Here is a 25061-nt window from a genome sequence, read left to right on the forward strand (position 1 = left end):
CAGTTACATTCTCTTCCCGAAATAGGTATAAATCCGTCGCGAGTCGCTATCTTTGTCCGGTCAAACAATAACGCGACAATTATGAGACATTTCACTTGTGTACAGGATTTAGGCGACCTGAAACAGGCGCTTAACGAAGCTTTCGAGATCAAGAAAGACCGCTTTCAGTTCACAGAACTTGGCAAGAACAAGACGCTGTTAATGATATTCTTCAACTCCAGCCTGCGTACGCGCCTCTCTACCCAGAAAGCCGCGATGAACCTGGGGATGAACACGATGGTTCTCGACGTGAACCAGGGAGCATGGAAACTGGAAACCGAACGCGGCGTCATCATGGATGGAGACAAACCGGAACACCTGCTGGAAGCTATTCCGGTCATGGGTTGCTACTGCGACATCATCGGTGTACGTTCTTTCGCCCGCTTCGAAAACAAGGAAGACGATTACAACGAAAAGATCATCTCTGAATTTATCAAGTACTCCGGTCGTCCGGTATTCAGTATGGAAGCGGCTACCCGCCATCCGCTGCAAAGTTTCGCCGACCTGATCACAATCGAGGAATATAAGAAAACAGCTCGCCCGAAGGTGGTTATGACCTGGGCACCGCATCCCAAGTCTCTTCCGCAGGCAGTTCCCAACAGTTTTGCCGAATGGATGAATGCCACGGATTATGAATTTGTGATTACCCATCCGGAGGGCTATGAACTGGATCCTAAATTCGTAGGCAATGCCCGTGTGGAATACGATCAGAAGAAAGCCTTCGAAGGTGCAGACTTTATCTATGCCAAAAACTGGGCCGCTTATACCGATCCGAACTACGGCCAGGTATTAAGCAAAGATCGCGCCTGGACTGTCGATACGGAAAAGATGGCACTGACCAACAATGCTTATTTCATGCACTGTCTGCCGGTTCGCCGTAACATGATCGTTACCGACGACGTGATCGAAAGCCCGCAAAGCATCGTGATCCCGGAAGCCGCCAATCGTGAAATTTCGGCACAGACGGTACTGAAAAAGATATTGATGGGATTATAATATCTATGGTTCTACCAGACTCATTTTCAATATCAACTATCATACCATCATAAACCGACACAAACATCACTTATACAATATGTTAGACTATGACAGTTACTATTTTGAACCATCATTCATCTATCATAGAACTATCATAACCTGCGATAAAAACAGGAAATATACTGCCTTTTCTCACTAAGTATATTACTAAAACTCAAGAAGATAAGGAATAAAGATGTTTACCACCCGGGTCTCGAAGACCTCGACACCCGGGTGTGAGTATCGTCGGGACCCGGGTATAAAACCGATCAATACGGGCATGTCGGCAACAAAAAGTAAGCATTCCCACGAAGTTAAGTCATAGTTTTCTGAAAAAAAGGTAGGCAGGAAACGATTAAATTGAGCGATACCTATCGGTTACAGCCCCTTTTTAACGGATAAAGCAGTTCTATTTTCGTTCAAAAAAGAGGTAAATGAGGATTTATGATAGTTCTATGATAGATGAATGATAGTTCAAAACGTCAACTATCATAGCCATACACATTGATATACATGATATACGAGCGAATAATGATAGTATGATAGTATATTTTAAATTATTTCAATAGGATAAGAAACACTCAAAGTAAGAGCTACTACCGAACTTCCATAAACCTCTTTATTATGACGCCTTACCTTCAAACTTATCTGTTTATGAATTGTTTTATAAGAAAAGTGATTCATAAAACAATAACATCATGGGCTTCAACATTGCAAAAACAGATAAGAAACGGGTTGTTATTATTGGTGGTGGTTTTGGGGGATTAAAGCTGGCCAATAAACTGAAAGGAAGCAACTTCCAGGTAGTCTTGATAGACAAGAACAATTTCCATCAGTTCCCGCCCTTATTGTATCAGGTAGCATCATCCGGTCTGGAGCCGGGATCAATCATATTTCCTTTCCGAAAGATATTCCAAAAACAGAAAGACTTCTACTTCCGAATGGCAGAAGTGAAAGCCGTTATCGCCGAACGGAACCTGATCGAGACATCGATCGGTGAACTGAGCTACGACTATCTGGTGATAGCCTCCGGTACCATCACCAACTTCTTCGGTAACAAGACTATTGAAGAAAAAGCATTACCGATGAAAACGATCCAGGAAGCTCTCGAACTAAGGAACACCCTGCTTTCAAACTTTGAAAAGGCTACAATCTCTACCGATCCGGAAGAAAAACAAGCACTGATGAATGTGGTCATCGTTGGTGGTGGAGCCACTGGCGTAGAGGTTTCCGGAGTACTGGCTGAAATGAAAAGATTCGTTATGCCGAAGGATTATCCGGACCTGAAACAGTCGGATATGAATATCTATTTGATAGAAGGTTCTCCCAGGTTACTCGGAGTAATGTCTACCGAAGCATCCGAGAACGCAGAGAAATTCCTGAAAGAGATGGGCGTAAACATCATACTGAATAAACGGGTAACAGACTATCAGAGTTCAAAACGTCAACTATCATAGCCATACACATTGATATACATGCTATACGAGCGAATAATGATAGTATGATAGTATATTTTAAATTATTTCAATAGGATAAGAAACACTCAAAGTAAGAGCTACTACCGAACTTCCATAAACCTCTTTATTATGACGCCTTACCTTCAAACTTATCTGTTTATGAATTGTTTTATAATAAAAAGAATTCATAAACAATAACATCATGGGCTTCAACATTGCAAAAACAGATAAGAAACGGGTTGTTATTATTGGTGGTGGTTTTGGGGGATTAAAGCTGGCCAATAAACTGAAAGGAAGCAACTTCCAGGTAGTCTTGATAGACAAGAACAATTTCCATCAGTTCCCGCCCTTATTGTATCAGGTAGCATCATCCGGTCTGGAGCCGGGATCAATCATATTTCCTTTCCGAAAGATATTCCAAAAACAGAAAGACTTCTACTTCCGAATGGCAGAAGTGAAAGCCGTTATCGCCGAACGGAACCTGATCGAGACATCGATCGGTGAACTGAGCTACGACTATCTGGTGATAGCCTCCGGTACCATCACCAACTTCTTCGGTAACAAGACTATTGAAGAAAAAGCATTACCGATGAAAACGATCCAGGAAGCTCTCGAACTAAGGAACACCCTGCTTTCAAACTTTGAAAAGGCTACAATCTCTACCGATCCGGAAGAAAAACAAGCACTGATGAATGTGGTCATCGTTGGTGGTGGAGCCACTGGCGTAGAGGTTTCCGGAGTACTGGCTGAAATGAAAAGATTCGTTATGCCGAAGGATTATCCGGACCTGAAACAGTCGGATATGAATATCTATTTGATAGAAGGTTCTCCCAGGTTACTCGGAGTAATGTCTACCGAAGCATCCGAGAACGCAGAGAAATTCCTGAAAGAGATGGGCGTAAACATCATACTGAATAAACGGGTAACAGACTATCAGGATGGGAAAGTCATACTGGACGACAACTCCACTATCACAACCAAAACCCTCGTTTGGGTCAGTGGTGTAACCGCCACGCATTTTGATCATATCGATAAAGAAGCATTGAACCGGGGTGGCCGGATCACAGTCAATGAATTTAACCAAATGCCAGGGATGACAAACGTATTTGCTATCGGCGATGTTTGTTTCCAGACAGAAGAAGAATACCCGAACGGCCATCCGCAAGTAGCCCAGGTAGCTATCCAACAGGGAAGTCTGCTTGCAGATAACCTCAAACGCCTGGAATCGGGGAAAACATTGAAAGCCTTCCATTACATAAATCTCGGAACACTGGCTACCGTAGGACGCAACAAAGCTGTCGCCGATCTGAAAAAACTGAAGTTACAAGGGTTTATTGCCTGGATGGTGTGGATGCTGGTTCATTTACGTTCTATCCTGGGGATCAAGAATAAGTTGATGGTACTGATAGAATGGGTATGGAGCTACTTTACTTACGACCAATCTATTCGCCTGATACTTTATATACCCAAAAAGAAAAAGGATACGATATAAAATGAGGACAAGAAAGTGTGTCAAAAGACGATATTTACCAGACGCAAATCTCGCAGACGATAAATATCGTCTTTTGACACATCTTCGATTATAAACTATAGGTAAGCGTTAACCATGTAACCCGTGCATCCCGATTACGGATTTGCTCCATATGCATTTTACTCGTATCGATAATCGTTGTCTCCTCCAAACCGTCGAAGATATTATTGATACTTAAGTTAGCACGCAATTTACGATTCATAAAATACTGTGAGAGTCCGGCATTCACACTGCTATGGCTCTTTATTTTTCCCTGCGGTGTCAACTGATCTGAAATAAAGAAACCATCCAACTGAAACTCGGTGGTCGGTGTTATGGCAATGCTTACACTCCCCTTCCAATCCGTGCAAACCATCGATTTCTTTTCATCATAGCCGACCGTACGCCCGTCGATCTCATCTTTATAGACATTTCCGGAAAAGCCGATATTCAGTATACGGATAGGATTCCAGTTGCCGGACAGTTCAAAACCGAATGACTGGCTGTGTCCGATATTCTCTTTCTGCCAGACAGACTCATCATTCACCACTTCCATGATCCGGTTCGATTTATTCCGGTAATAAATAGCCGGAGAGAAACGGAAACGATCCGCCACCAATAAATAAGACAACTCCAAAGAATGAATGAACTCATCTTTCAGGTCAGGATTTCCCTGTGTCAAATGCGTCGGGTCGCCATACTGAATGAAAGGATTCAGATCCGCTCCGTAAGGACGGATCACCCGTTGCAGATAACTCAACGACAGGCTACTGGATTTACTGGTTTGCAAAGATAGTTTCACGCGTGGATAGAGATGGAAACGAGTATGACTTCTTTCCGAATCCGAAGTCTCCGACTTATCCACTTCCGGGACATAAGTCTTAAACTCCTGTGCATTTATCTCCGCCTGTAAACCAGCCTCGGCAGAAAAACGATTCCATCGCTTATCTACAGAAGCATACAACAAATGAGTATTCCGGTTGAAAGAATAATCGTATGTCTTATTATCTACCGGAGTCCAGATACCGTCATCCAAACTGATATCATTCGTCTCAGTCCTGTACTTTTCATCTTTTATACGTCCGATATAACCGGCTTTGAAATACCAGTCGTTTGTAAACAATTTACTGAATGCGGCAGATAAATAATAATTATGTTTGTCCTGATTGGCGAACATATTATCTTTCTTCAGGATATTTCCAGTGCCCGGCTTTTCATTCTCATACTGATTATCCTCGTCGTAACTAAAATCATTGTAATTGAATGTCACACTTAACTGGTCCAGCGGATTGGCAAAACGATGATTCCATCTCGCTTCCACAGCATAAGCATCTTGCCGCTGGTCGTTGTAACGGTGGCGCGTCATCTGATTCTTCACAGTCCCGTCCGGATTCAATACCTTATTATTGATCCCGCCATAACGGCTGTAATCCATTAAATGATACAGTCCATATACCGTCAGCAAGTCATTTGAAGTCAGATCGTAACCAACGCTCAAATCCGCCAGATGAACATCGGGACGTGCCTTCGCATTGTTGTTCATCAAGGTCGTACCCGCCTCCGTCCATGTAGTCTTATCGAATGAACGTTCACGGTACTCCTTACGATAATTATATTTTCCGACGATATGGAATTTACCCGGATGCAGATTTACGACCGCACCGACATTATACCGTTCCTGTAACCCGGCCCCCAATGTAACCGTCAAAGGAGAATCGGATTTCGTATAGTTGGCAGAAGAAAGATTCAGTACACCGGCATCACCGTCGGGAACCAGCGAGATGTCGGGCAGGGCAGACATGGAGATACGGTTGAAGAACAAAGCAGGCAACTGGATCAGGACATCTCCGCTATATTCTTCCAGCAATCCGTAAGGAATACCGTTGATCAGCATCCCCGCCTTACTGGAACCGCGATAAGTCACTCCCCCTTCAATATCAGTGACCAGCGAAGGCATCTGGCGAAAGGCTTCCGAGACAGTCCCCGTCACACTACTCAGGTTCTTATCGACCTGCAGACGTTTGACCTCTCCCCCGTTCAAGCCGGAAAAACGCTTTCCCTGTATTTCTACATTTTGTAACAACAGATTCATGTCGACCGGATTCTGTGCTGACATCGCATGGCTGAACAACGCGACAACTGGGATAATGAGTAGATTTCTTTTCATATTGATATACCGTTATAAACAAAAAAAGTCTGTATGTGTAAGCATACAGACTGTCCTTCTAACTGTTTACTGAATATTATTCAGCAGGAGCAGCTTCTGTTTCAGTAGCAACAGCAGTTGAATCACCTTCAGCAGGAGCAACTTCTTCTGTTACTGTTTCTTCTTCAACAACTGCAGGAGTTTCTTCTACTGTAGTTTCTGTTTCAGCAACTTCAGCATTTGATTCTGCAGATTTGTTACCACAAGATGTGAAAGAAACGGCTGCAACGATAGCAGCAAATGCAACTAACTTTTTCATTTTGTCTTTAATTTAAACGGTCTATAATATCTTCTTGTCTTAAAACGATGCAAATGTATGTATTAATCAAATATGTTGTACAACATAAGAGACTTTTTTTTCAACTATTTTTTAGTATAGCCGCAATTAACTGTGTTTCAATACAAATTCCATAGCTATTTTATTCATATGTACCTTAACCTAAATTCTACGGAATACTTAATGGCTCCACTGTATATAAGGCTATATTCATCGACTTGATTTGTGTTTTGATATTTGATGGAATATTATTATCAGTCACAACTGTATGGATTTTGTTTACGGGAGCTATAAATACAAAATTACGTTTATTGAATTTACTTGAGTCTAATACAGCAATGACCTCTTTTGACATAGAAAACATAGTCTGGTTAATATTAGCTTCTTCAATATCATGTGTAGATAACCCAAATTCAATGTTAAAACTATCCACTCCCAAAAAGAGTTTGTCACAATAAAAAACTTTCAGGTTTGATTCAGCTAAAGGACCGACAGTAGAATGCGAGACTTCGCGTAAATGACCTCCGAGCAAGATTACATTAAATCTTTTATACTTTAAGAGTTCAATTGCAGTATCAAGAGCATTCGTAATAACTGTCAAATGTTTTAAATGATGAAGATTTTTAGCAATTTCGAAAGTTGTGGTTCCTGAATCAAGCAAAATAGTCTCGCCATCACGAATCAAAGAAGCTGCAAATTTTCCAATGGCCAATTTCTCTTTAAAATTATACAATCCCTTTAATTTTAAGGATGTTTCATTATTTTTTCCGTTGGTATTTGGTAACCGGATCGCACCGCCTCGAGTACGTAACAAAAGATTTCGTTCATGAAGAATATTCAAATCCTTTCGAATGGTAACTTCCGAAACCTTAAATTTCTTACACATACTTTCGATAGAAATCTCTGGATTCTCATTCAATTCCTGTAAAATAGTAGCTCTACGCTCTTTTGCCGACCCTATTGATTTCATTATTATTACAATTTTTGTTGTTAGAAATAAGACTTATTTGCAAAAATAATAATTTTATCGAGCAAAAAGAACAAATACAATATTAATTTCGAAACATTTCGAAATGTTTTTATTTTATCGAACAAAAACGACCAACACACACATTAGCAACACATTATCGTACAAACAAAAGGGATTGTTTAATTTTTCGAAATAAAAAAACAAATGTTTTGCCTCTTCTGCTGTAAAGAAATGAAATATTTTTGCCCAAAAGAAAACAATAATAAAAAGATGAAAGACAATCAATTTTTTACTTACAAAGAAATTATGCAACAACCAAAAATGTGGTTGAAAGTATATGAATTAGTATTGCAACAACGTGTGGGGATCGAGTCTTTTATTTCCCAATATACCGACCGGAACTACCAGATTATCTATACTGGTGCCGGAACATCAGCCTATATCGGGAATATCTTAGAGATAGTCTTGTCGGAAAGTAATTTTCGGGGAGCAAGATCAGTTTCTACCACAGATCTTATCACTAACCACCATGCTTACATTAATGAAAATCAACCTGTTTTATTGATTTCATTTGCCAGATCAGGAAATAGTCCGGAAAGTGCAGGAGCGATCAAAATTGTAAATACACACTGTAAACATACGGCACATATTTACATTACATGCAACAAAGAAGGGGAACTTGCAAAAAATGCAGACAAAGAGAATACTTTGCTCCTGTTGTTACCTCCCGAAACAAACGATTTGGGCTTAGCGATGACCAGCAGCTTTTCAAGTATGCTCCTCACAGCCCTGCTAGTCGCAAATATACAACATATAGATACCCAATTGCCCTATATCCAGTCACTGACCCTAAAAGCTCAAAAAGTACTGTCCACTTATGCTCCGATTATCCGGGAAATCATGAAACGTGAATTTTCACGTGTAGTCTTCTTAGGATCAGGAGAGTTGAAAGGAATCGCAGAAGAATCACGACTGAAACTACAGGAATTAACCGATGGAAAAATTGTTTGCCAATTCGATTCTTTCCTTGGCTTCCGTCATGGACCAAAAGCTATTATTAACAAAGAAACGGTCCTGGTCTATCTATTTTCCGGAGATGAACATATCCGTCGGTATGAAACCGACCTTGTGAAACAAATCAACACAAATAATAAAGTGACGGCACAGATTATAGTTTCGGAAACACCGGTAAAGACAACAGGTATAAAATCTGATCTCGAAGTGATTTTCAGTGAAGGCGATAGTCCATCCATATACGACTGTATTCCGTACGTTATCGTAGCACAACTGATGGGATTCTACAAATCGCTTGAAATCGGCCTCAACCCCGACACTCCCTCTGTTTCCGGAAATATTTCAAGGATCGTGGAAGGAGTTATCTTGTATGACAACCTATAATAAAAACTAATATGACAAAGACAGAACATTTATTAAACCAGATTTCAGAACTCGAACAGCAGACAGGAGTTAAACGAACAATTTTCGCCGTATGCCCAAACTCAACAGCAGTTATTAAAGCTTCTTTTCGCTCGGCCAAACGGAATAATGCTCCAATCTATTTTGCAGCAACCCTAAATCAAGTAGATAGTGACGGAGGTTATACCGGTCTAACCCAAAAGCAATTTGTAAAACTTCTCGCACAGGAAGCCGCTGCTGTCGATTACGACGGTACCTATATTATAGCGATCGATCATGGAGGTCCATGGTTGAAGGATATCCAATCCAAAGAACACTGGAGTTTGGAAAAAGCGATGAATGGCGTTAAAAAATCGTTTGAGGATGCTATATTGGCCGGCTACGATCTGATCCATGTAGATCCTACCGTCGATATTTTTCTCCCGGACGGAGAAGCGATCGATATAAAAGTCGTTGTCGAACGGACAGTGGAACTTATTGAGCATACGGAACGATTCCGACGTGCCCGATCTTTACCTGCAATATCGTACGAAGTAGGAACTGAAGAAGTACATGGAGGATTGGCAAACGAAGCTGTTTTCGATACTTTTCTTGAAAATCTGAAAGCAGGTCTGGACTCTTGTGGTCTTTCTGATGTATGGCCCTGTTTTATTGTCGGCAAAGTCGGTACAGATCTGCACACCACTACCTTTGACACATCCGTAGCCCGTAAACTCACAAAAAAAGTAAGACCACTGGGTAGCTATATAAAGGGGCATTATACTGATGGAGTTTCAAACCCGGAAGCATACCCATTAGCCGGGGTCGGAGCAGCAAATGTCGGACCCGAATTTACAATCAGTGAATATGAAGGGTTGGCAGAGCTGGAACAAATAGAGAGAGCACGGGATAAGGAGGGACAGATCGCTCAATTATCCAATATAACTTCAACACTCGAGCGTTTGGTTGGAGAATCCGGTCGTTGGCAAAAATGGCTTCAGCCCGAGGAAAAACTCTGCAGTTTTAAAGAGCTCCAAGCAGACCGCCGCGCGTGGATCATAAAAACCTGTTGTCGATATATCTGGCAACACCCTGAAGCCTTTATGGCCCGTCAAATTCTTTTCGATAACTTGACACGTCTTGGCATGGACCCACATACGACCCTCTCCTGCCGTATTGAACATGATATGGATAAATATTTTCAAGCTTTTAATTTGGTAAACCTAAATAACTCATTGTTATGAAAAAGTTTGATATAATAGCGATTGGTGAACTCAATGTAGATCTGATTCTAAATCATATCCAAAGCATGCCAGTTATTGGCAAAGAAATATTTGCAGACGATATGCTCCTTACGCTGGGCAGTTCCACTGCGATTTTTGCAGCCAATGCTGCTTCCCTAGGCATGAAAGTAGCTTTTGTGGGAATGATCGGGAAAGATAACTTTGGCGAACTGGTAAAAACAAGCCTAGAAAAACGATCTGTCTCCACCCGTTATTTAATCGAAACAGACCAATACGCTACCGGAGCGACGATTGTCTTGGCGTACGCAGAAGACCGGGCCAATATTACCTATCAAGGTAGTATGGACACAATGGGATTCAATGATATTGATCCATCGGTTTTCGAAATCACGAAACATATCCATATCTCATCGATATTTATTCAATCAGGGCTCAAACGCGATTTGCTTCGCATACTCAAGCTAGCAAAAGAGCGCGGCATAACTGTTTCACTCGATACCCAATGGGACCCAATGGAAAAATGGGACCTTGATTACACTGAGATTTTGCCTTATGTTACACTTTTTATGCCAAATGAAACCGAATTGAAAGGTTTGGCTGGTACTTCAAACTTACATGAAGCAATCGAAAAGATCCGTCCATATATTGGAGAAGCCTGTATTGTAAAATGTGGTAGTCAAGGTTCCATTCTGTTCCAAAAAGAGGGAACAACCCTAGAAGCATCTTCTTTCCTCAATACAGAAGTGATAGATACGATCGGTGCCGGCGACAGTTTCAATGCAGGCTTTGTTTACAGTTATGTAAAAGGATATTCTCTGGCAGAATGTCAGCAGCTGGGAAATCTGACCGGAGCGATCAATACAACCGCAGCCGGTGGCATTGGAGCCTTTACCGATAAAAATGAGATCGAAAAAAGAGCTTTGGAAATCTTCGGTCAAACCATTCAGTTATAACTTTTATTTTCCACAAAGAAACATGAAAAGCAGCATACAGGAAACACTGAAAACATGCCGGCAAAACCGATCAGCTGTTTTGGCTACCAATTTCTATAATTACGAAACATTGTGGGCTATTCTGCAAGCGGCATCCCAAATGCAGTCGGTTGTTATTTTACAACTTACTAAAAGCTCGATCGACTACATGGGACTTGAGATGGCTGTTACGATGGGACGCCAGGGACTTGCCGATTTCGGTTTGCAAGGATGGTTACATTTGGACCATGCCAATTCCGTTCCCTTTATAAAAAGATGTCTTGATGCCGGATTCGATTCTGTGATGATCGATGCCAGTGAAAAAGATTTCGATGAAAATGTAGCCCTTACCAAGACTGTAGTGGCAATGGCCCAGCCGTATGGTGCAAATGTAGAGGCGGAACTGGGGTATATTGCTAAACTCGGGCAACCGCGACAAGGTGGCTTCACTATCCCCGAAGAGGCCCGGAAATTTGCAGCACTTACAAAAGTTGATGCACTGGCGATTGCGATTGGTTCAGCGCATGGATTTTATAAAGAAACACCACAGCTTGCAATCGACAGATTAGCCGAAATCCGTGAGGCGACAGAAGTTCCACTTGTTTTACACGGAAGTTCCGGCATCCCTTCTGTACAGGTAAGAGAGGCTATTCGTCACGGAATATGCAAAGTAAACCTGGCTACCGAAATAAAAGACCTTTTCATGCAAGCACTCAAGCGAATTTTACCGGACAGTCAGGAAATAGATTTACGTAAAGTATTTCCTGCAGCAGTAGCACCGGTAGTCGAAATGTTGAAAAAGAAATACGAAATGGTAAACCTTCGATAATTAACAAGAAATGAAATACAGATTTTTTATGAATAAAACTATTTGGATTTTTTACCTGCTGATTATAGTGCACCAGGGGGTAGTAAGGGCACAGAATGTGGAGAACCTGCTACTGAAAGATTACCGTCCGGTTTCTGCATTCCGCATACCACAGGTAGAAGTAAAGAGAGCCCGATATCCGGTGATAGATGCCCATTCGCATGATTATGCCAAGAGTAAGGAAGAGGTAGATGAATGGGTCAATACCATGGATTCGGTAGGCATCGCATTTACTCATATTATGAGTTGCAACTGGATAGGTGAACCGATCGATGTTTTTATGGAACGATATCGTGATTATCCGGATCGTTTCGGCTTTTGGTGTAGTTTAGATTATACAGGATTCGATGAGCCGGGTTGGGAAAAAAGAGCAATAGCTTCACTAGTACACTACCATAAACTAGGAGTGATCGGCGTAGGAGAAATGGGAGATAAAGGAGAGGGCGACCTTTATGGCTATCCTGTAGAAGGGCGAGGTATTCATATAGACCATCCACGATTGAAGCCATTGCTTGAAAAATGCGCCAGCCTTGGTATGCCAGTCAATATTCATGTGGGCGAACCGATATGGATGTACCTGCCGATAGATGCAAACAACGACGGATTAATGAACTCTGCCAATTGGCGGATCGATACTACTAAAACAAATTGCTTGGGATATGACGGCTTAATGTTACATTTCGAAAATGCATTGAAAGCAAACCCGAAAACAACCTTTATCGCCTGTCATTACCTGAATATGAATCATGATCTGCCACGTTTGGGACGACTACTCGACCAGTACCCCAATCTCTACCTCGATATTTCGGCCCGTGTATCGGAATCGGCAGCAACCCCTCGTGCCACGCGCGAATTCATTATCCGATATGCCGACCGCATTCTTTTCGGTACGGATAACGGCCGACGTGCACAGATGTATCGATCAGTATTTCGAATACTGGAAAGTAACGACGAACATATCATCACTCCCGGCAACAGCCATTACTGGCCGTTGAGTGGTTTCGGGCTGCCCGACGATGTACTGAAGAAAATTTACAGAAGTAATGCTGAAAAACTTTTTAAAATTAAATCATTATGAGAATGCTTTCAATTAAGTTATTTATCTGTGCCCTATTAGGGGGGTCCCTGAACCAAATATCGGGTCAGGATGTGGAACATTTGTTGTTGAAAGACTACAAACCGGTTTCCGTATTCAATATTCCTGCAACCTTTCCTCAAAAGGCCAAGTATCCAGTATTCGATGCGCATTCGCACAATTATGCGAAAGATAAAAAAGAAGTTGCGGAATGGGTAAAATCCATGGATGCTGCGGGAGTTCAAGTTACAAGTATCCTCAATAACAGCAAGGGGGAAGCATTCGAGGTATTGGTCGAAAAATATAGCGATTACAAAGATCGCTTTGCATTATGGTGCAGTTTCGATTATACAGGTTTTGATGAACCGGATTGGGAAAAAAGAGCTATACAAGCACTGGAAAGAAACCATCGTATGGGAGCTGTCGGAATCGGAGAAATGGGTGACAAAGGTGATGGCGACCTTTATGCCTTTCCGACAAAAGGGAAGGGCGTTCATCTGGACCATCCGCGGCTGAAACCTTTGCTCGAAAAATGTGGAGAGCTCGGTATGCCAATCAGCATTCATATGGCTGATCCGATTTGGATGTACTTACCAATCGACAAAACGAATGACGGCTTAATGAACGCTTCACGGTGGAAAGTAGATACGACTCAGGTAGAATTAGGATACGAAGGACTGATGCAAAGTTTTGAACGTGCCGTAGCAGCAAATCCGAAAACGACTTTTATTGCCTGCCATTATCTCAATATGAGTCACGATCTGTCGCGCCTCAGTGCACTGCTCGATAAATATCCCAACCTGTATGTCGATCTAGCGGCCCGTGTATCGGAATCGGCAGCCACTCCGCGAGCAACCCGCATATTTATCCTGAAATATGCCGACCGGATCCTGTTCGGTACCGACAACGGAATGAGCGTAAACATGTATCGCTCCGTCTATCGGATACTGGAAACGGCTGATGAACACATCATCCGCCCTGGAAACAGCTATTACTGGCCTTTGAGTGGATTTTATCTGCCCGACGATGTCTTGAAAAAGATCTATTGGGAGAATGCGGTTAAACTATTAAAACGAAAACAACAGTAAGAGTTTTAATAATATGAAGAATCGTAAATGGTTGTTATTCATCTGTATCACAATGATAACATGGGGTATCTGGGGAGCATTCAGCGAAATTCCTGAAAAAGTGGGATTTCCTGCCACTTTTACCTATATTGCCTGGGCTTTGGCCATGATCCCATGCGCCATTGGTGCCCTTTGTATAGCTAAATGGAAATTCGATTTTAATGCCCGGTCAATTCTACTCGGCTGTATGATCGGTTTCCTCGGTGCGGGTGGGCAATTACTTCTTTTCGAGGCACTCCGTTTCGGCCCTGCTTATATTGTCTTTCCTTTTATATCCATGGCTCCTGTAGTGACGATCACGCTTTCGATGGTTTTCTTAAAAGAACGAGCGGGCCGTATACAATTATTCGGTATTGCAGCAGCACTCTGTGCAATTCTTTTCCTTTCGTTGCAGGGTGAGAAGTCCGATAGTCACATAACCGGTTATCTATGGCTGTTTTTTGCCTTATTGATCTTTATCATGTGGGGTATTCAGGGATTTACAATGAAATTCGCGAATAAGACCGAAATGCAGGCCGAAAGTATCTTCGTCTATATGGCCCTCACCGCTATATGCCTAATTCCTGTCGCTTATTATATGACCAATTGGCAAGCAGAAGGGATCAACCTCAGTTGGGAATGGGCGATAAAAAGTTTTTTAATCCAGTTACTCAATGCCATTGGTGCGTTAACACTAGTTTATGCTTATCGATATGGAAAAGCCATTCTAGTTTCTCCAATGGAAGGCTTGGCTCCTTTATTTACCATGGTATTGTCACTTATCATATATGCGGTGGTTCCGGATATCGTCACACAGATTGGCATGGGGCTAGCTGTTTTAGCGATGATTACTATGTCGATAGAATAAAGCGCTTTTTAGTCCTCCGGTGATGTATTTAAGAGAACAAACAGAGATAAAGCAAACAAATTAAAAAGAATAAATCATGAAAGAACAACGAAGCATTATATCGCTTTTATTATTAATAGTGCTATGTACAGGTTGTAGTAAAGGCGTAATAATAAAAAACGGCGACTTGCAACTGGAGATAGATGAGATGATGAGAGCCAGGTTAACATCTCTCAATAATTCGACCTCATCTTTTCATAATAAATTCATCGAATCAGATGCTTTAATAGCCGCAGAGTTTACAGCCTCACTCTTTAAATTAACAAATGTATCAGAATTTAAAGAAGGAAATACGTCCGGCTATTCATTAACAGGAACTTATAACAAAGATGGCTTTTGTATCGAAAAACATCAAAAAATAACTATTCCGGAAAATTTAGAAAAAATACTCCTGATCGAAACCTATTACATAAACAGAGGGAGTAAAGATATTACTGTAAATGGCTGGAAAATGAATGAATTACATATAGATGTAGCCGATACATCCGTTTGGTCATTCCAACCGACATCCACCAGTCGTCGAATGGATTGGATTCTAGAAGTAAAACCCGGATATTACAAAAAAAATTTCCTGGGAATGAACGATTCTGATTACGGAGGTGGTATACCAATGATCGATCTCTGGCGTCGTGATGGTGGTATCGTAACAGGATTGACTGAGAAAACATTGAAAATGATATCAATGCCTGTCCAATGGCTCACTCATGATAATCATGCATCTATTGCGTTAACTTACGAATCAAAAGAAGGACGTGAAATACTTGCTACTGGTGATACCCTACAGACTTACAATTCATTTATCGGCATTCACACCGGAGATTTTTACGAACCTCTGGATCGTTTTTCCCGTTATATGGAAACTCAAGGCATAGTCTTTCCCAAGCCCGAACCTGAAGCTTATGAAGCAGTTTGGTGCGCATGGGGATATGAACGCACATTTACTATTGAGGAAATAATCGGGACTCTTCCTAAAGTTAAGGAATTAGGATTCAAATGGGTTGATGTAGATGACGGATTTCAGATAGCAGAAGGAGACTGGGAAACAAATTCTCGTTTCCCAGGAGGTGACAAAGACATGCGTCGAATTACCGATGCAATACATCAGTATGGAATGAAAGCCAAATTATGGTGGGCTCCCTTAGCGGCAGACCCGGGAACAAAGGTTTTACAAGAAAACCCGGGAATAAAACTTAAAACCCAATGGGGATCTCCACAATATATCACATGGTGGGATAGTTATTATTTATCTCCTATTAATCCTATAACGGAGAAATATACAAACAATCTGTTAGAACGTTTTATTGTTACATGGAACTTTGACGGTCTTAAACTCGATGGACAGCACATGAATTGTTGTTTACCGGATTACAATCGCACCAGCAAACTGGAATATCCGGAACAATCGTCTGAGCTAATGCCTACATATTTCCAAAACATTTACGAAAAAGCACGAGCATACAAACCCAATGCAGTCGTACAATTTTGTCCGTGTGGTTGTGCAATCAACTACTTTATGATTCCATTTATGAATCAGGCAGTATCATCAGATCCTACATCCAGTTGGCAAATACGGCATAAAGCAAAGACCTATAGAGCGATTTCTGATAAACTGGCATACTATGCCGATCATGTCGAATTGAGTGACAATGGAGATGATTTTGGTACCCAGATCGGAATCGGAGGTGTTATCGGTTCAAAATTTACTTATCCCAAAGATAACCCCAATGTTCATAAAAGTTACGTTCTGACACCAGAAAAAGAAAAGTTTTACAAAAAATGGGTAAGTATTTATAATGACAAAATGATCTCTACAGGAAACTATATCAACCTGTATGATATTGCATATGATAAGCCGGAAACCCATGTAATTAATAAAGATGGGAAAATGTATTACGCATTTTATGCCGATCAATGGAATGGCGAGCCTATCGAATTACGTGGTTTGGAAAAACGTAAATATACCGTTTGCGAATATACTTCCGATGAAAAGAAAACTTACGAAATTGACGGAGAAAATCCTGTGATAACCCCCAATTTCACTAGAAACTACCTGATAGAAGTATATTGATACAATACATCCTTATCATAAAATCCGAGAATCAATTATTTACTTTATTTATAAACCATCTAAATTTAATACCATGGATCTACAATTATTCAGAAAAGTGCATTTAATTTGTATAGGAATTCTTGTCCTTACAATCGGAACTGCATTTGCCCAGAAAACTGTAACAGGAAAGGTAACTTCGTCCGATGGAAACGAAACCTTACCCGGAGTTAATATTTTAATTAAAGGAACCTCTTCTGGAACAGTTACAGATATTGACGGAGGATACACACTCAGTGATGTACCTTCTGATGCGACATTAGTCTTTTCATATGTCGGATACACTACAGTCGAAGAAATCGTAGGAGACAGGACTACAATCGATGTAGTCATGGGGTCCAGTGAAGTTCTGGATGAAGTTGTCGTTATCGGATATACAAGCGTAAGAAAGGCTATAATGACAAGTTCGGCAACCACATTGAACAGCGAAGCCATAACTGACAACGTTACATCAGACTTCGGCTCAATGCTTCAAGGCAAAGTCTCAGGATTGATGGTAACCAACAGCAGTGGTGCCCCTGGTTCGGAGGCCAATTTAGTTATTCGCGGTGTGGGAACTATTACCGCGGGGAAAAGTCCCTTATTCGTAGTCGACGGTATCCCGGGGGGTACCTACGATCCCAACGACGTAGAAACAGTAACAGTCTTAAAAGATGTCGGTTCTACTGCCATCTATGGAGCAGAAGGAGCAAACGGTGTTATCGTAATTACGACCAAACAAGGAAAACGGAATCAGACACCCAAAATAACAGTAAGAGTGAATGCTGCCCTTACTCAAGCTCTTTTCGGCAGATTCAAGCCCATGGATGGAGAAGAACTCTACAATCTATGGGAATCATGGGGGATACCTAATTTCGAAGCAGACTTTCCACAAACTCTCAAACAACGGAATTATGATTGGTTAGGTAACACATTCAAAACAGGTAATGCCCAGGATTACTATGCCTCAGTTACAGGTGGAACAAAAAACACCTCGTATATGGTCAGTCTCAATCATTACAATCAAAAAGGGACAATGCCCGGTACATCCTATAAACGAAGCAACATACGTTTAAATTTCAACGCACAACTTTCCAGTACTCTTGATCTAAGCGTTCGCATGAACATGCGTGAAAACAAAAAAAACAACCTTTGGTCAAACACATTCAGTGAAATGGCTTATCGCGGTATTCCCTGGGATAACCCATTTGACGAAAACGGCGATCCTGTCAATATTGCAGGGATACCGACAGCAGACCAAAGATGGTTTTATGCGAACCGCCAGAATCCCTGGCATGGTTATCAATATAATTATAACAAGGAAGGCGGCACGCGTATGAACCTTGATCTTGTGCTTAATTGGCATATTTTCCCATGGTTAACAGCGACCAATACCGTACGTTTAGAACGGGCACAACGTTGGGAAAAAGTTTATTATGATTCACGAGATGCCAGCCAGACTTGGAACGGTATCACTCAAGGAAGTCACATAGAAGATAACTCCTCCTATCCGCTAGGTGGTTATAAAAACACAACGCTCCTCAAAGCTTCACATCGCATAGGAAACCATGATTTGGGAGGTCTTGTAGGATATGAGTTCAGTGAAGACAAAGGGGATTATAGATTTGGAGCAACTGCCGATCAACAACCAATAGGAATGGAAATTGTATCTGCTGGTGCGGCAACCACTATGCGTGCAACAGGAGGTTATGCAACTCCGAGAGCAACCTGGTCTGCCTTTGCACAGTTAAACTACTCTTATTCCGACAAATACATCGCAACAGCATCATTTCGTGCAGATGCAAGCAGTCGTTTTGCCCCCAATAATCGTGTCGGTTTCTTTCCATCCATGAGTGTCGGATGGCTAGCCTCCAACGAAAAATTTCTAAAAGGGAACAAAATTTTGACATTCCTCAAAATTCGCGGAAGTTTTGGTTTAACAGGTAATGCCGATATTGGTGATTTTGCCTATATGGACGCTTACACATTTTCAGGTGTTACTTATCTAGGTAATCCGGGAGCTCAACCCTTGAGCCTTGCAAACCCAGACCTTGGATGGGAAAAATGTTTAATGACATCAGGAGGTATAGATTTTAAACTTTTCAACTGGCTTGAAGGTAGCATCGATCTTTACAGAAACCTCAATTCGGATCTTCTGTTTAGTGCTCCAGAAGCTCCCAGCACTGGTTTTTACAGCTACTTAAGAAATATAGGAAAGATCTGCAACAAGGGTATTGAAGTTCAATTAACCAGCACAAATATTGAAAATAAAAACCTAAAGTGGACAAGCTCATTCAATATCGGGTTCAATAAAAACCGAGTGGAAAAATTACCCGGAGGTGAACCAGGAAAACCCGGTACACCTATCATGGTCGGTGCGGCAGACGCTGCACGGCAACGATTGGAAGAAGGACACGAATTATATGGTTGGTATATGCCGGAATGGCGTGGAGTAGACCCAGCTAACGGAGATCCCCTTTGGACTGCAGAAGATGGAGGCGTGACCAATGACTATTCAAAAGCTAAAATTGATTGGCTGGGCTCTTCTCCTACTCCTAAATTTTCAGGAGGTTTACTAAATAACTTATCTTATAAAGGCTTCACTTTCGGTATGAACATTTTATTCGTATATGGAAATAAGATTTATAACGGAGCACGCGCTTCCATGGATAACGACGGTCGTCAAGCCCAATATAATCAGATGTCATTAGATAATGGTTTAGGATGGAGCAGATGGGAAAAAACCGGAGATATTGCCACTCACCCGCTACCGGTTTATGGAGGTAACAAAAATTCCACAAACCCCTCATCCCGTTTCCTGGAAAATGGAAGTTATTTACGTATACGTAACATCAATATTGGGTACAATATACCGGAAAAGGTATTAAGCAAGTTGTATATCAAAAATGCCAGAGTATTTCTCAGTGGTGATAATCTACTAACATTCAGCAAATTCTCAGGTCCTGATCCGGAAACAGATCTTACAGCAAGTGGTATTTCCGATGTCGCAGGTTCTATTAACTATATATACCCGTCTAACCGTACCTTTTCACTCGGTGTTGAATTAAATTTCTAATATAAACTAAAATGATCATTTATCATGAAAAATAAATTTTTAATACTAGCAACCACTATTTTAGGCATATCCTTGTCATCTTGTGTGGATATGGATTTGACTCCTGAGTCAACTATGACTTCAGACCAATTGGCGAATGATCCGACAGGTATCGAATATGCTACTATAGGTGCTTACAGATGGTTCAAAACAAATCGTTCGGGAATGGCCGGCGGTTCATCCAGTAGAGACGTTTATGCAAGAAATTGGTTTCAAATGAACGAATTCCGTGGTGACAACGTTTTTATCGCCGGAGTTACCACCGACCCTTTTATGAAATCATATGAATATACGGATCAGAATACTGAAGCGACATGTCGTTATATGTGGTACTCTTCTTATTCTATACTGAATATTTTAAATACAAATATTAGAATAGGAACAGAAGGACTGTCCGAAAAAAATGATCATATTCTTGGAGAAAACTATTTTCTACGCGCCCTAGTATATATGAATCTTTGCGACCTGTTTGCTCGTCCATATTCCCAAGGCGCAGACAATCCCGCAGTCGTACTTCGTACAGAAGAACCTATAACCGGTGAAATTACAAGAGCATCTATTAGAGAAGTTTATGCCCAAATCGAAAAAGATCTTAATAAGGCAATTCAACTAATGGGTAATTATCGTCGTTCAGACAATACAAGTTACGCATGGAAAGGTTCTGCTCAAGGTCTTTTATCCAGATTATATCTCTATATGGGCCGAAATCAGGATGTTGTAAATATCGTAAATGAAATGCTAAATGGTAAAACTCCGGAAGACGTTCTCGATCCTGATCTTGCCACTTACTTCACACGGACACAAACCTCACGGGAAACACTTTGGTGCATTGGATATCTTGCCAACGAAACTCAAGGGAACAGTTCTGTAGCCTCCATGTATCTCAATGATCCGGTAAGTGGTGCCGGTTGGGGTGAGATTTACCCGTCTGATCCTATGTACGAATTATTCAACCGATATGCAGACGATGATATACGTTGGAAAGACTTCCATCTTTTCCAGCCGATCCCAACTCCTGGAGTTACTTTCAATGGTGAAAACGTCAAATGGATGGCCAATTGGCCGGTTCCAAATCCCACTAGTTGGTATTATGGGTCTCAATATCGTTATCTCGCAGAAGATGCCAAGGGAAAATATATTATCTTCAGTAATAATCCCGGTTTAAACAATCCTGTCCCTGATGATTATTTCACTAACACTAGTGCTAAAATATATATTGAGGAAGAAATAATAAATACTTATCCCAAATATTTCTTCACATACAATGGGAATAAGATTAATGTAACGATTACCCCTGTAACCAATAATCGTATGAGCTACAGAAAAATATTCAACACGAAGTTCTCATATCAGGATGGTGACGCCATGTTATGTTCTTATCCAATGATCAGATGGGGAGAAGTGATATTAAACCGAGCAGAAGCTTATGCAAAATTGAACAATTCCACAGCTGCATTAGCTGACGTGAATGCAATTCGTAGCCGTGCCGGTCTTTCCGGCGGGCAATTAATGACAACCAGTAATATGACGGTTCGGGGATATACGAATATATTGGATGTGGTTCTTGACGAGCGTCGCCTTGAACTAGCTTATGAGGGGTTCCGCTGGAAAGATCTTTTCCGTAATAATAAACCGATGGATCGTCGTTACGCCGGTACACATCCCTGGGAGGTTATCCAGCCAAGCGACTTACGAATACCACATCAGATATCCGGAGACGAGACACTGATCAATCCCGGTGTCTTACCTAATCCCAGATAATACTGAGAGGTAAATACATAAAAAAGAGAGTATCTTAAAAATTTATATCAATAAGAACTTTTAAGCATACTCTCTTTTCTATAAAATCCAAACGAATATATTAGATGCAATTATCCTGAATATTTATCAATAGTTACTGTATAAATATCTTTTAATACTTTTCTTCGGAGTCTTCTCAAACTCGGTCGGGTATAACTGTATTTCAGATACCACTTCATAGGAAGCCAGCTGCTTGTTCAACTCAATCCGGTTCTGTTCCATAATGACCGGCAGATCGGTATGAGAAATACCGGTTCCGTCCACCGTATCATAATCAGGATAAACCAAAGCCACCAACTTACCGTTTTTCTCGATAACGATACTTTCCATGACAAAAGGCAGGTTGTTTATCTTCGATTCGATCTCTTCCGGATAAATATTTTGTCCGCTTGCTCCTAGGATCATTGTCTTACTACGGCCACGGATAAAGATACGATTATCGTGGTCGATCGTTCCCAGGTCGCCGGTATGAAGCCAGCCATCTTCGGTAAAAACATTTTTAGTCGCTTCTTCATTCTTATAATAGCCTTTCATGACGTTCTCACCACGAACCTGAATCTCCCCTACCTTATTATACGGATCATCAGAATCGATACGTACCTCCATAATACCTTTCAGTATCTGCCCGCAAGAACCTGGTACATATTCGCGATTATTGTCATAGCTGATCAGCGGTCCGCATTCCGTCATACCGTAACCGATCGTAAACGGGAACTTGATCTTATACAGAAAATCACTTACTTCCTGGTTCATGGCAGCTCCACCAACAATCACTTCACGGAAACGGCCACCCATAGCATCCACCAGATGTTTACGGATCTGTGCATAGATACGGGAATCCAGCAAAGGGATATTCAAAGCCAGCTTCATCGTCGTCTTACTCAACTGAGGAAGAATCATTTTCTTATAGATCTTTTCCAAAATCAGCGGAACGGTCAGGATCAGGTTCGGCTTCACCTCTTCGAATGCTTTCAGCAAAATCTTCGGAGAAGGAACTTTCCCTAACATATATACATGTGCACCGACAGCCATCGGTACCAGGAAGTTGAACGCACAGCTATAAGCATGCGCCAACGGCAGGAAACACAATTCGCGGTCGCCACGGAACAAAAGATCCAGCGTCTTTGCATAAGTAACATTACCGGCCAGGTTGTTGCCGGTCAGCATAACGCCTTTACTGAAACCGGTCGTACCGGAAGTATAGTTCAGCAGGACAACCTTATCGTTATCCAGTTCCGCATATTTAATATCGTTCTTGGAAAATCCGTTCGGATATTTCTCTGCCATCTTTTCATCCATCGACTTCATCAGCTTCTGAATACTTTCCCCGTCACGCTGATGCAGGCAACGGAAATCGGAAAGAGAGAATACACCGCGTATCTCTTCGATCTTATCTTCTTCCAACGAATCCCAGATACGGTCGCTGACAAACAGGAATACCGACTCGGAATGGTTGATAATATGATGCACGTCATTCGGATTAAAATCCTGCAGGATCGGCACTATGATCGCACCATAGGTTACAGCCGCCATATAGACAATACACCAGCGGGCACTGTCTTTTCCGATCAGGGCAATCTTATCCCCCCGACGTATCTGACATTCCTCAAACAGAATATGGATGCGTGCAATCTCCTTCGCAACATCTTCAAATGTAAAAGTGACATTCTTGCTGTAATCTGTTAAGGCGGGTAACGACCAGTTTTCCTTGAAACTGTTTTCGTATATCTTAATGAAGTTCTCTTGTATCATAGCACAGATGCTTAAATTTCGTGCAAAAATACAGACTATCCGGCAGATACACAACAGATAGGGAGAGTTTAACCCTTAACCGCTACATTCATCTGCCGGTTTATATTCTTATTTTTTGTACTTTGCCAACATAATCACCGGATTGGCTTCCTCATCCAAACCCGCTGCAATTTCTTTCAGTTTGCCTTTCAGCTGTCCTTTCTCATAAGCCTCGACGAGGTCAGGAGCCTGCAAAGACTGGCTGATTGCAATTTCGGAGTTGCGGGGTTTAAAAAGGAATGAAATCGATCTCTTATTTGAATAATCACCATTATACATGGTAAACTGAGAGAGAGTCTTTTCCTGTTTGTCATAGAACAAATCGGTACCAGGGAATCCTCTAAACGTTTTGAAGTCAAGTTCTTTCTTCATAGCCCGCATAAAATAATAACGATCGGTAATAACGGTCGGGAAAAGAAAGACTTCGGTTTCCATGGTATTGATGGAGGGAGTCCGCACAATGATAGGATACATATTGCCATCAGCCAAATAGTTGTACAACGTATCGGACGAGGTGTTCACAAGTATCCAATTATTCTGATTGGGGAACATCAAGTGAAACTCAGGCACAACCGTCATATCATCTTTCGTAATGACCGGTGTCTTATACGCTTTAAAAGGAATTCGGATTTCACGGGTGACACTTCCGTCTTGCTTGGAAACAAGCAAATGGCATGCCTGTTCATCTTCTTTCGGTGTCGAATATTTCTTGTAACAAATCAAATGATCACGATCATAATTGAAGATATCGTCATAATAGCCGGTATCTGCATACTTGAAACTTCTCTTATAATTTCCGGACAGGTCATACACCGATATTTTTCGTGCGGGATAGTCAGAGACAAACATTTCACTGTTATCTTCATCCAATATAATAGAGTTAATCCCTGAATATTCCTCGGCACCTTGTCCAAAGCGGTTTATCTTCTTTATCCCTTTCCCGGTCGCCCTGTCATAAACGAAAATATTCCCGTCCCGCATATTCCTTACTACTATGACCTTCTTACCGATAGCTTCCACAATGCCCTGCGTAATAAATTCGTCATTTGTTTCCAACGGAACATATTCCACATCCATAAAATCCTGTAGAACCAGTTCCTTCTCGGGATAACTGGCGCTGACATCCACTGTGATAAGATCGTCATGTTGGCTACCGGACTGCTGGCATCCTGTGAATCCTGCCATTGAAAAGAGAATCATTACCAGACTTGCATTTAACTTTTTCAT

17 protein-coding genes and 1 pseudogene are annotated in these 25061 nt (G+C 41.4%); 13 read left to right on the forward strand and 5 right to left on the reverse strand.

Annotated elements, in window-relative coordinates:
• Window positions 1-81: 81 nt before the first annotated feature.
• The 3 genes and pseudogenes from DXD68_RS15160 to DXD68_RS15170 all read left to right on the forward strand — a co-directional run bounded on the left by DXD68_RS15160 (window position 82) and on the right by DXD68_RS15170 (window position 4005).
• Window positions 82-1035, forward strand: a complete 954-nt coding sequence (locus tag DXD68_RS15160) for an N-acetylornithine carbamoyltransferase (protein WP_075558714.1) — start codon at window positions 82-84, stop codon at window positions 1033-1035.
• A gap of 719 nt (window positions 1036-1754) precedes the next feature.
• Window positions 1755-2498, forward strand: a pseudogene (locus DXD68_RS15165) (NAD(P)/FAD-dependent oxidoreductase); the annotation flags it as partial.
• 217 nt (window positions 2499-2715) lie between these two features.
• Window positions 2716-4005 (forward strand): NAD(P)/FAD-dependent oxidoreductase, encoded by a 1290-nt coding sequence (locus tag DXD68_RS15170; RefSeq protein ID WP_122362388.1) that lies wholly within the window; start codon window positions 2716-2718, stop codon window positions 4003-4005.
• Between the two features lie 88 nt (window positions 4006-4093).
• Here the strand turns inward: DXD68_RS15170 and DXD68_RS15175 are convergent, their stop codons facing one another.
• The 3 genes from DXD68_RS15175 to DXD68_RS15185 all read right to left on the reverse strand — a co-directional run bounded on the left by DXD68_RS15175 (window position 4094) and on the right by DXD68_RS15185 (window position 7476).
• Window positions 4094-6190: an outer membrane beta-barrel family protein gene (locus DXD68_RS15175; RefSeq protein WP_122362389.1), complete on the reverse strand. Its 2097-nt coding sequence runs from the start codon at window positions 6188-6190 to the stop codon at window positions 4094-4096.
• A 76-nt stretch (window positions 6191-6266) separates the two neighbouring features.
• Complete coding sequence (locus tag DXD68_RS15180; RefSeq protein ID WP_028726975.1) at window positions 6267-6488, reverse strand: hypothetical protein; 222 nt, start codon at window positions 6486-6488, stop codon at window positions 6267-6269.
• Window positions 6489-6675: 187 nt separating this feature from the next.
• Entirely contained in the window at window positions 6676-7476 is an 801-nt protein-coding gene (locus tag DXD68_RS15185) for a DeoR/GlpR family DNA-binding transcription regulator (RefSeq protein ID WP_122362390.1), read from the reverse strand.
• Window positions 7477-7746: 270 nt separating this feature from the next.
• Here DXD68_RS15185 and DXD68_RS15190 point away from each other — a divergent pair, with 270 nt between their 5' ends.
• From DXD68_RS15190 to DXD68_RS15235, 10 genes are all read left to right on the forward strand, one after another.
• Entirely contained in the window at window positions 7747-8874 is a 1128-nt protein-coding gene (locus DXD68_RS15190; protein ID WP_158585895.1) for an SIS domain-containing protein, read from the forward strand.
• 11 nt (window positions 8875-8885) lie between these two features.
• On the forward strand, window positions 8886-10115 hold the full coding sequence (locus tag DXD68_RS15195; protein ID WP_122362392.1) for a class II D-tagatose-bisphosphate aldolase non-catalytic subunit: 1230 nt from the start codon (window positions 8886-8888) through the stop codon (window positions 10113-10115).
• Window positions 10112-11068: a carbohydrate kinase family protein gene (locus tag DXD68_RS15200; protein WP_122362393.1), complete on the forward strand. Its 957-nt coding sequence runs from the start codon at window positions 10112-10114 to the stop codon at window positions 11066-11068. Before DXD68_RS15195 ends, DXD68_RS15200 begins: the two co-directional genes overlap by 4 nt.
• Before the next feature lie 22 nt (window positions 11069-11090).
• The gene (locus DXD68_RS15205) at window positions 11091-11915 is read left to right on the forward strand and encodes a ketose-bisphosphate aldolase (protein WP_122362394.1); all 825 of its coding nucleotides are present in this window, start codon (window positions 11091-11093) and stop codon (window positions 11913-11915) included.
• Window positions 11916-11943: 28 nt separating this feature from the next.
• Window positions 11944-13032, forward strand: a complete 1089-nt coding sequence (locus DXD68_RS15210) for an amidohydrolase family protein (RefSeq protein WP_158585896.1) — start codon at window positions 11944-11946, stop codon at window positions 13030-13032.
• Entirely contained in the window at window positions 13029-14117 is a 1089-nt protein-coding gene (locus DXD68_RS15215) for an amidohydrolase family protein (protein ID WP_233577169.1), read from the forward strand. The genes DXD68_RS15210 and DXD68_RS15215 overlap by 4 nt, the downstream gene beginning before the upstream one ends.
• 13 nt (window positions 14118-14130) lie before the next feature.
• Window positions 14131-15003 (forward strand): DMT family transporter, encoded by an 873-nt coding sequence (locus DXD68_RS15220; protein WP_122362397.1) that lies wholly within the window; start codon window positions 14131-14133, stop codon window positions 15001-15003.
• A gap of 76 nt (window positions 15004-15079) precedes the next feature.
• Window positions 15080-17110 carry a glycoside hydrolase family 36 protein gene (locus DXD68_RS15225; RefSeq protein WP_122362398.1) on the forward strand — a complete coding sequence of 677 codons (2031 nt, stop codon included), beginning with the start codon at window positions 15080-15082 and terminating at the stop codon, window positions 17108-17110.
• Between the two features lie 73 nt (window positions 17111-17183).
• Window positions 17184-20204: a SusC/RagA family TonB-linked outer membrane protein gene (locus tag DXD68_RS15230; RefSeq protein ID WP_122362399.1), complete on the forward strand. Its 3021-nt coding sequence runs from the start codon at window positions 17184-17186 to the stop codon at window positions 20202-20204.
• Between the two features lie 90 nt (window positions 20205-20294).
• Window positions 20295-22004 carry a RagB/SusD family nutrient uptake outer membrane protein gene (locus DXD68_RS15235; protein ID WP_158585897.1) on the forward strand — a complete coding sequence of 570 codons (1710 nt, stop codon included), beginning with the start codon at window positions 20295-20297 and terminating at the stop codon, window positions 22002-22004.
• Window positions 22005-22130: 126 nt separating this feature from the next.
• Here DXD68_RS15235 and DXD68_RS15240 read toward each other — a convergent pair whose 3' ends face one another.
• Window positions 22131-23795 (reverse strand): AMP-binding protein, encoded by a 1665-nt coding sequence (locus tag DXD68_RS15240; RefSeq protein ID WP_122362401.1) that lies wholly within the window; start codon window positions 23793-23795, stop codon window positions 22131-22133.
• A 108-nt stretch (window positions 23796-23903) separates the two neighbouring features.
• Window positions 23904-25061: a 6-bladed beta-propeller gene (locus DXD68_RS15245; protein WP_122362402.1), complete on the reverse strand. Its 1158-nt coding sequence runs from the start codon at window positions 25059-25061 to the stop codon at window positions 23904-23906.

This window comes from Parabacteroides sp. TM07-1AC, from assembly GCF_003480915.1.
GTDB classification, from domain to species: Bacteria; Bacteroidota; Bacteroidia; order Bacteroidales; family Tannerellaceae; genus Parabacteroides; species Parabacteroides chongii.

Excerpts from the sequence above, each read along its gene's own strand:
- DXD68_RS15215 (WP_233577169.1), top strand. The coding sequence starts at position 13,029 with ATGAGAATGCTTTCAATTAAGTTATTTATCTGTGCCCTATTAGGGGGG.
- DXD68_RS15245 (WP_122362402.1), bottom strand. The coding sequence starts at position 25,061 with ATGAAAAAGTTAAATGCAAGTCTGGTAATGATTCTCTTTTCAATGGCA.
- DXD68_RS15170 (WP_122362388.1), top strand. The coding sequence starts at position 2,716 with ATGGGCTTCAACATTGCAAAAACAGATAAGAAACGGGTTGTTATTATT.
- DXD68_RS15195 (WP_122362392.1), top strand. The coding sequence starts at position 8,886 with ATGACAAAGACAGAACATTTATTAAACCAGATTTCAGAACTCGAACAG.
- DXD68_RS15235 (WP_158585897.1), top strand. The coding sequence starts at position 20,295 with ATGGATTTGACTCCTGAGTCAACTATGACTTCAGACCAATTGGCGAAT.
- DXD68_RS15200 (WP_122362393.1), top strand. The coding sequence starts at position 10,112 with ATGAAAAAGTTTGATATAATAGCGATTGGTGAACTCAATGTAGATCTG.
- DXD68_RS15230 (WP_122362399.1), top strand. The coding sequence starts at position 17,184 with ATGGATCTACAATTATTCAGAAAAGTGCATTTAATTTGTATAGGAATT.
- DXD68_RS15225 (WP_122362398.1), top strand. The coding sequence starts at position 15,080 with ATGAAAGAACAACGAAGCATTATATCGCTTTTATTATTAATAGTGCTA.
- DXD68_RS15175 (WP_122362389.1), bottom strand. The coding sequence starts at position 6,190 with ATGAAAAGAAATCTACTCATTATCCCAGTTGTCGCGTTGTTCAGCCAT.
- DXD68_RS15190 (WP_158585895.1), top strand. The coding sequence starts at position 7,747 with ATGAAAGACAATCAATTTTTTACTTACAAAGAAATTATGCAACAACCA.
- DXD68_RS15240 (WP_122362401.1), bottom strand. The coding sequence starts at position 23,795 with ATGATACAAGAGAACTTCATTAAGATATACGAAAACAGTTTCAAGGAA.
- DXD68_RS15210 (WP_158585896.1), top strand. The coding sequence starts at position 11,944 with ATGAATAAAACTATTTGGATTTTTTACCTGCTGATTATAGTGCACCAG.
- DXD68_RS15205 (WP_122362394.1), top strand. The coding sequence starts at position 11,091 with ATGAAAAGCAGCATACAGGAAACACTGAAAACATGCCGGCAAAACCGA.
- DXD68_RS15180 (WP_028726975.1), bottom strand. The coding sequence starts at position 6,488 with ATGAAAAAGTTAGTTGCATTTGCTGCTATCGTTGCAGCCGTTTCTTTC.
- DXD68_RS15185 (WP_122362390.1), bottom strand. The coding sequence starts at position 7,476 with ATGAAATCAATAGGGTCGGCAAAAGAGCGTAGAGCTACTATTTTACAG.
- DXD68_RS15160 (WP_075558714.1), top strand. The coding sequence starts at position 82 with ATGAGACATTTCACTTGTGTACAGGATTTAGGCGACCTGAAACAGGCG.
- DXD68_RS15220 (WP_122362397.1), top strand. The coding sequence starts at position 14,131 with ATGAAGAATCGTAAATGGTTGTTATTCATCTGTATCACAATGATAACA.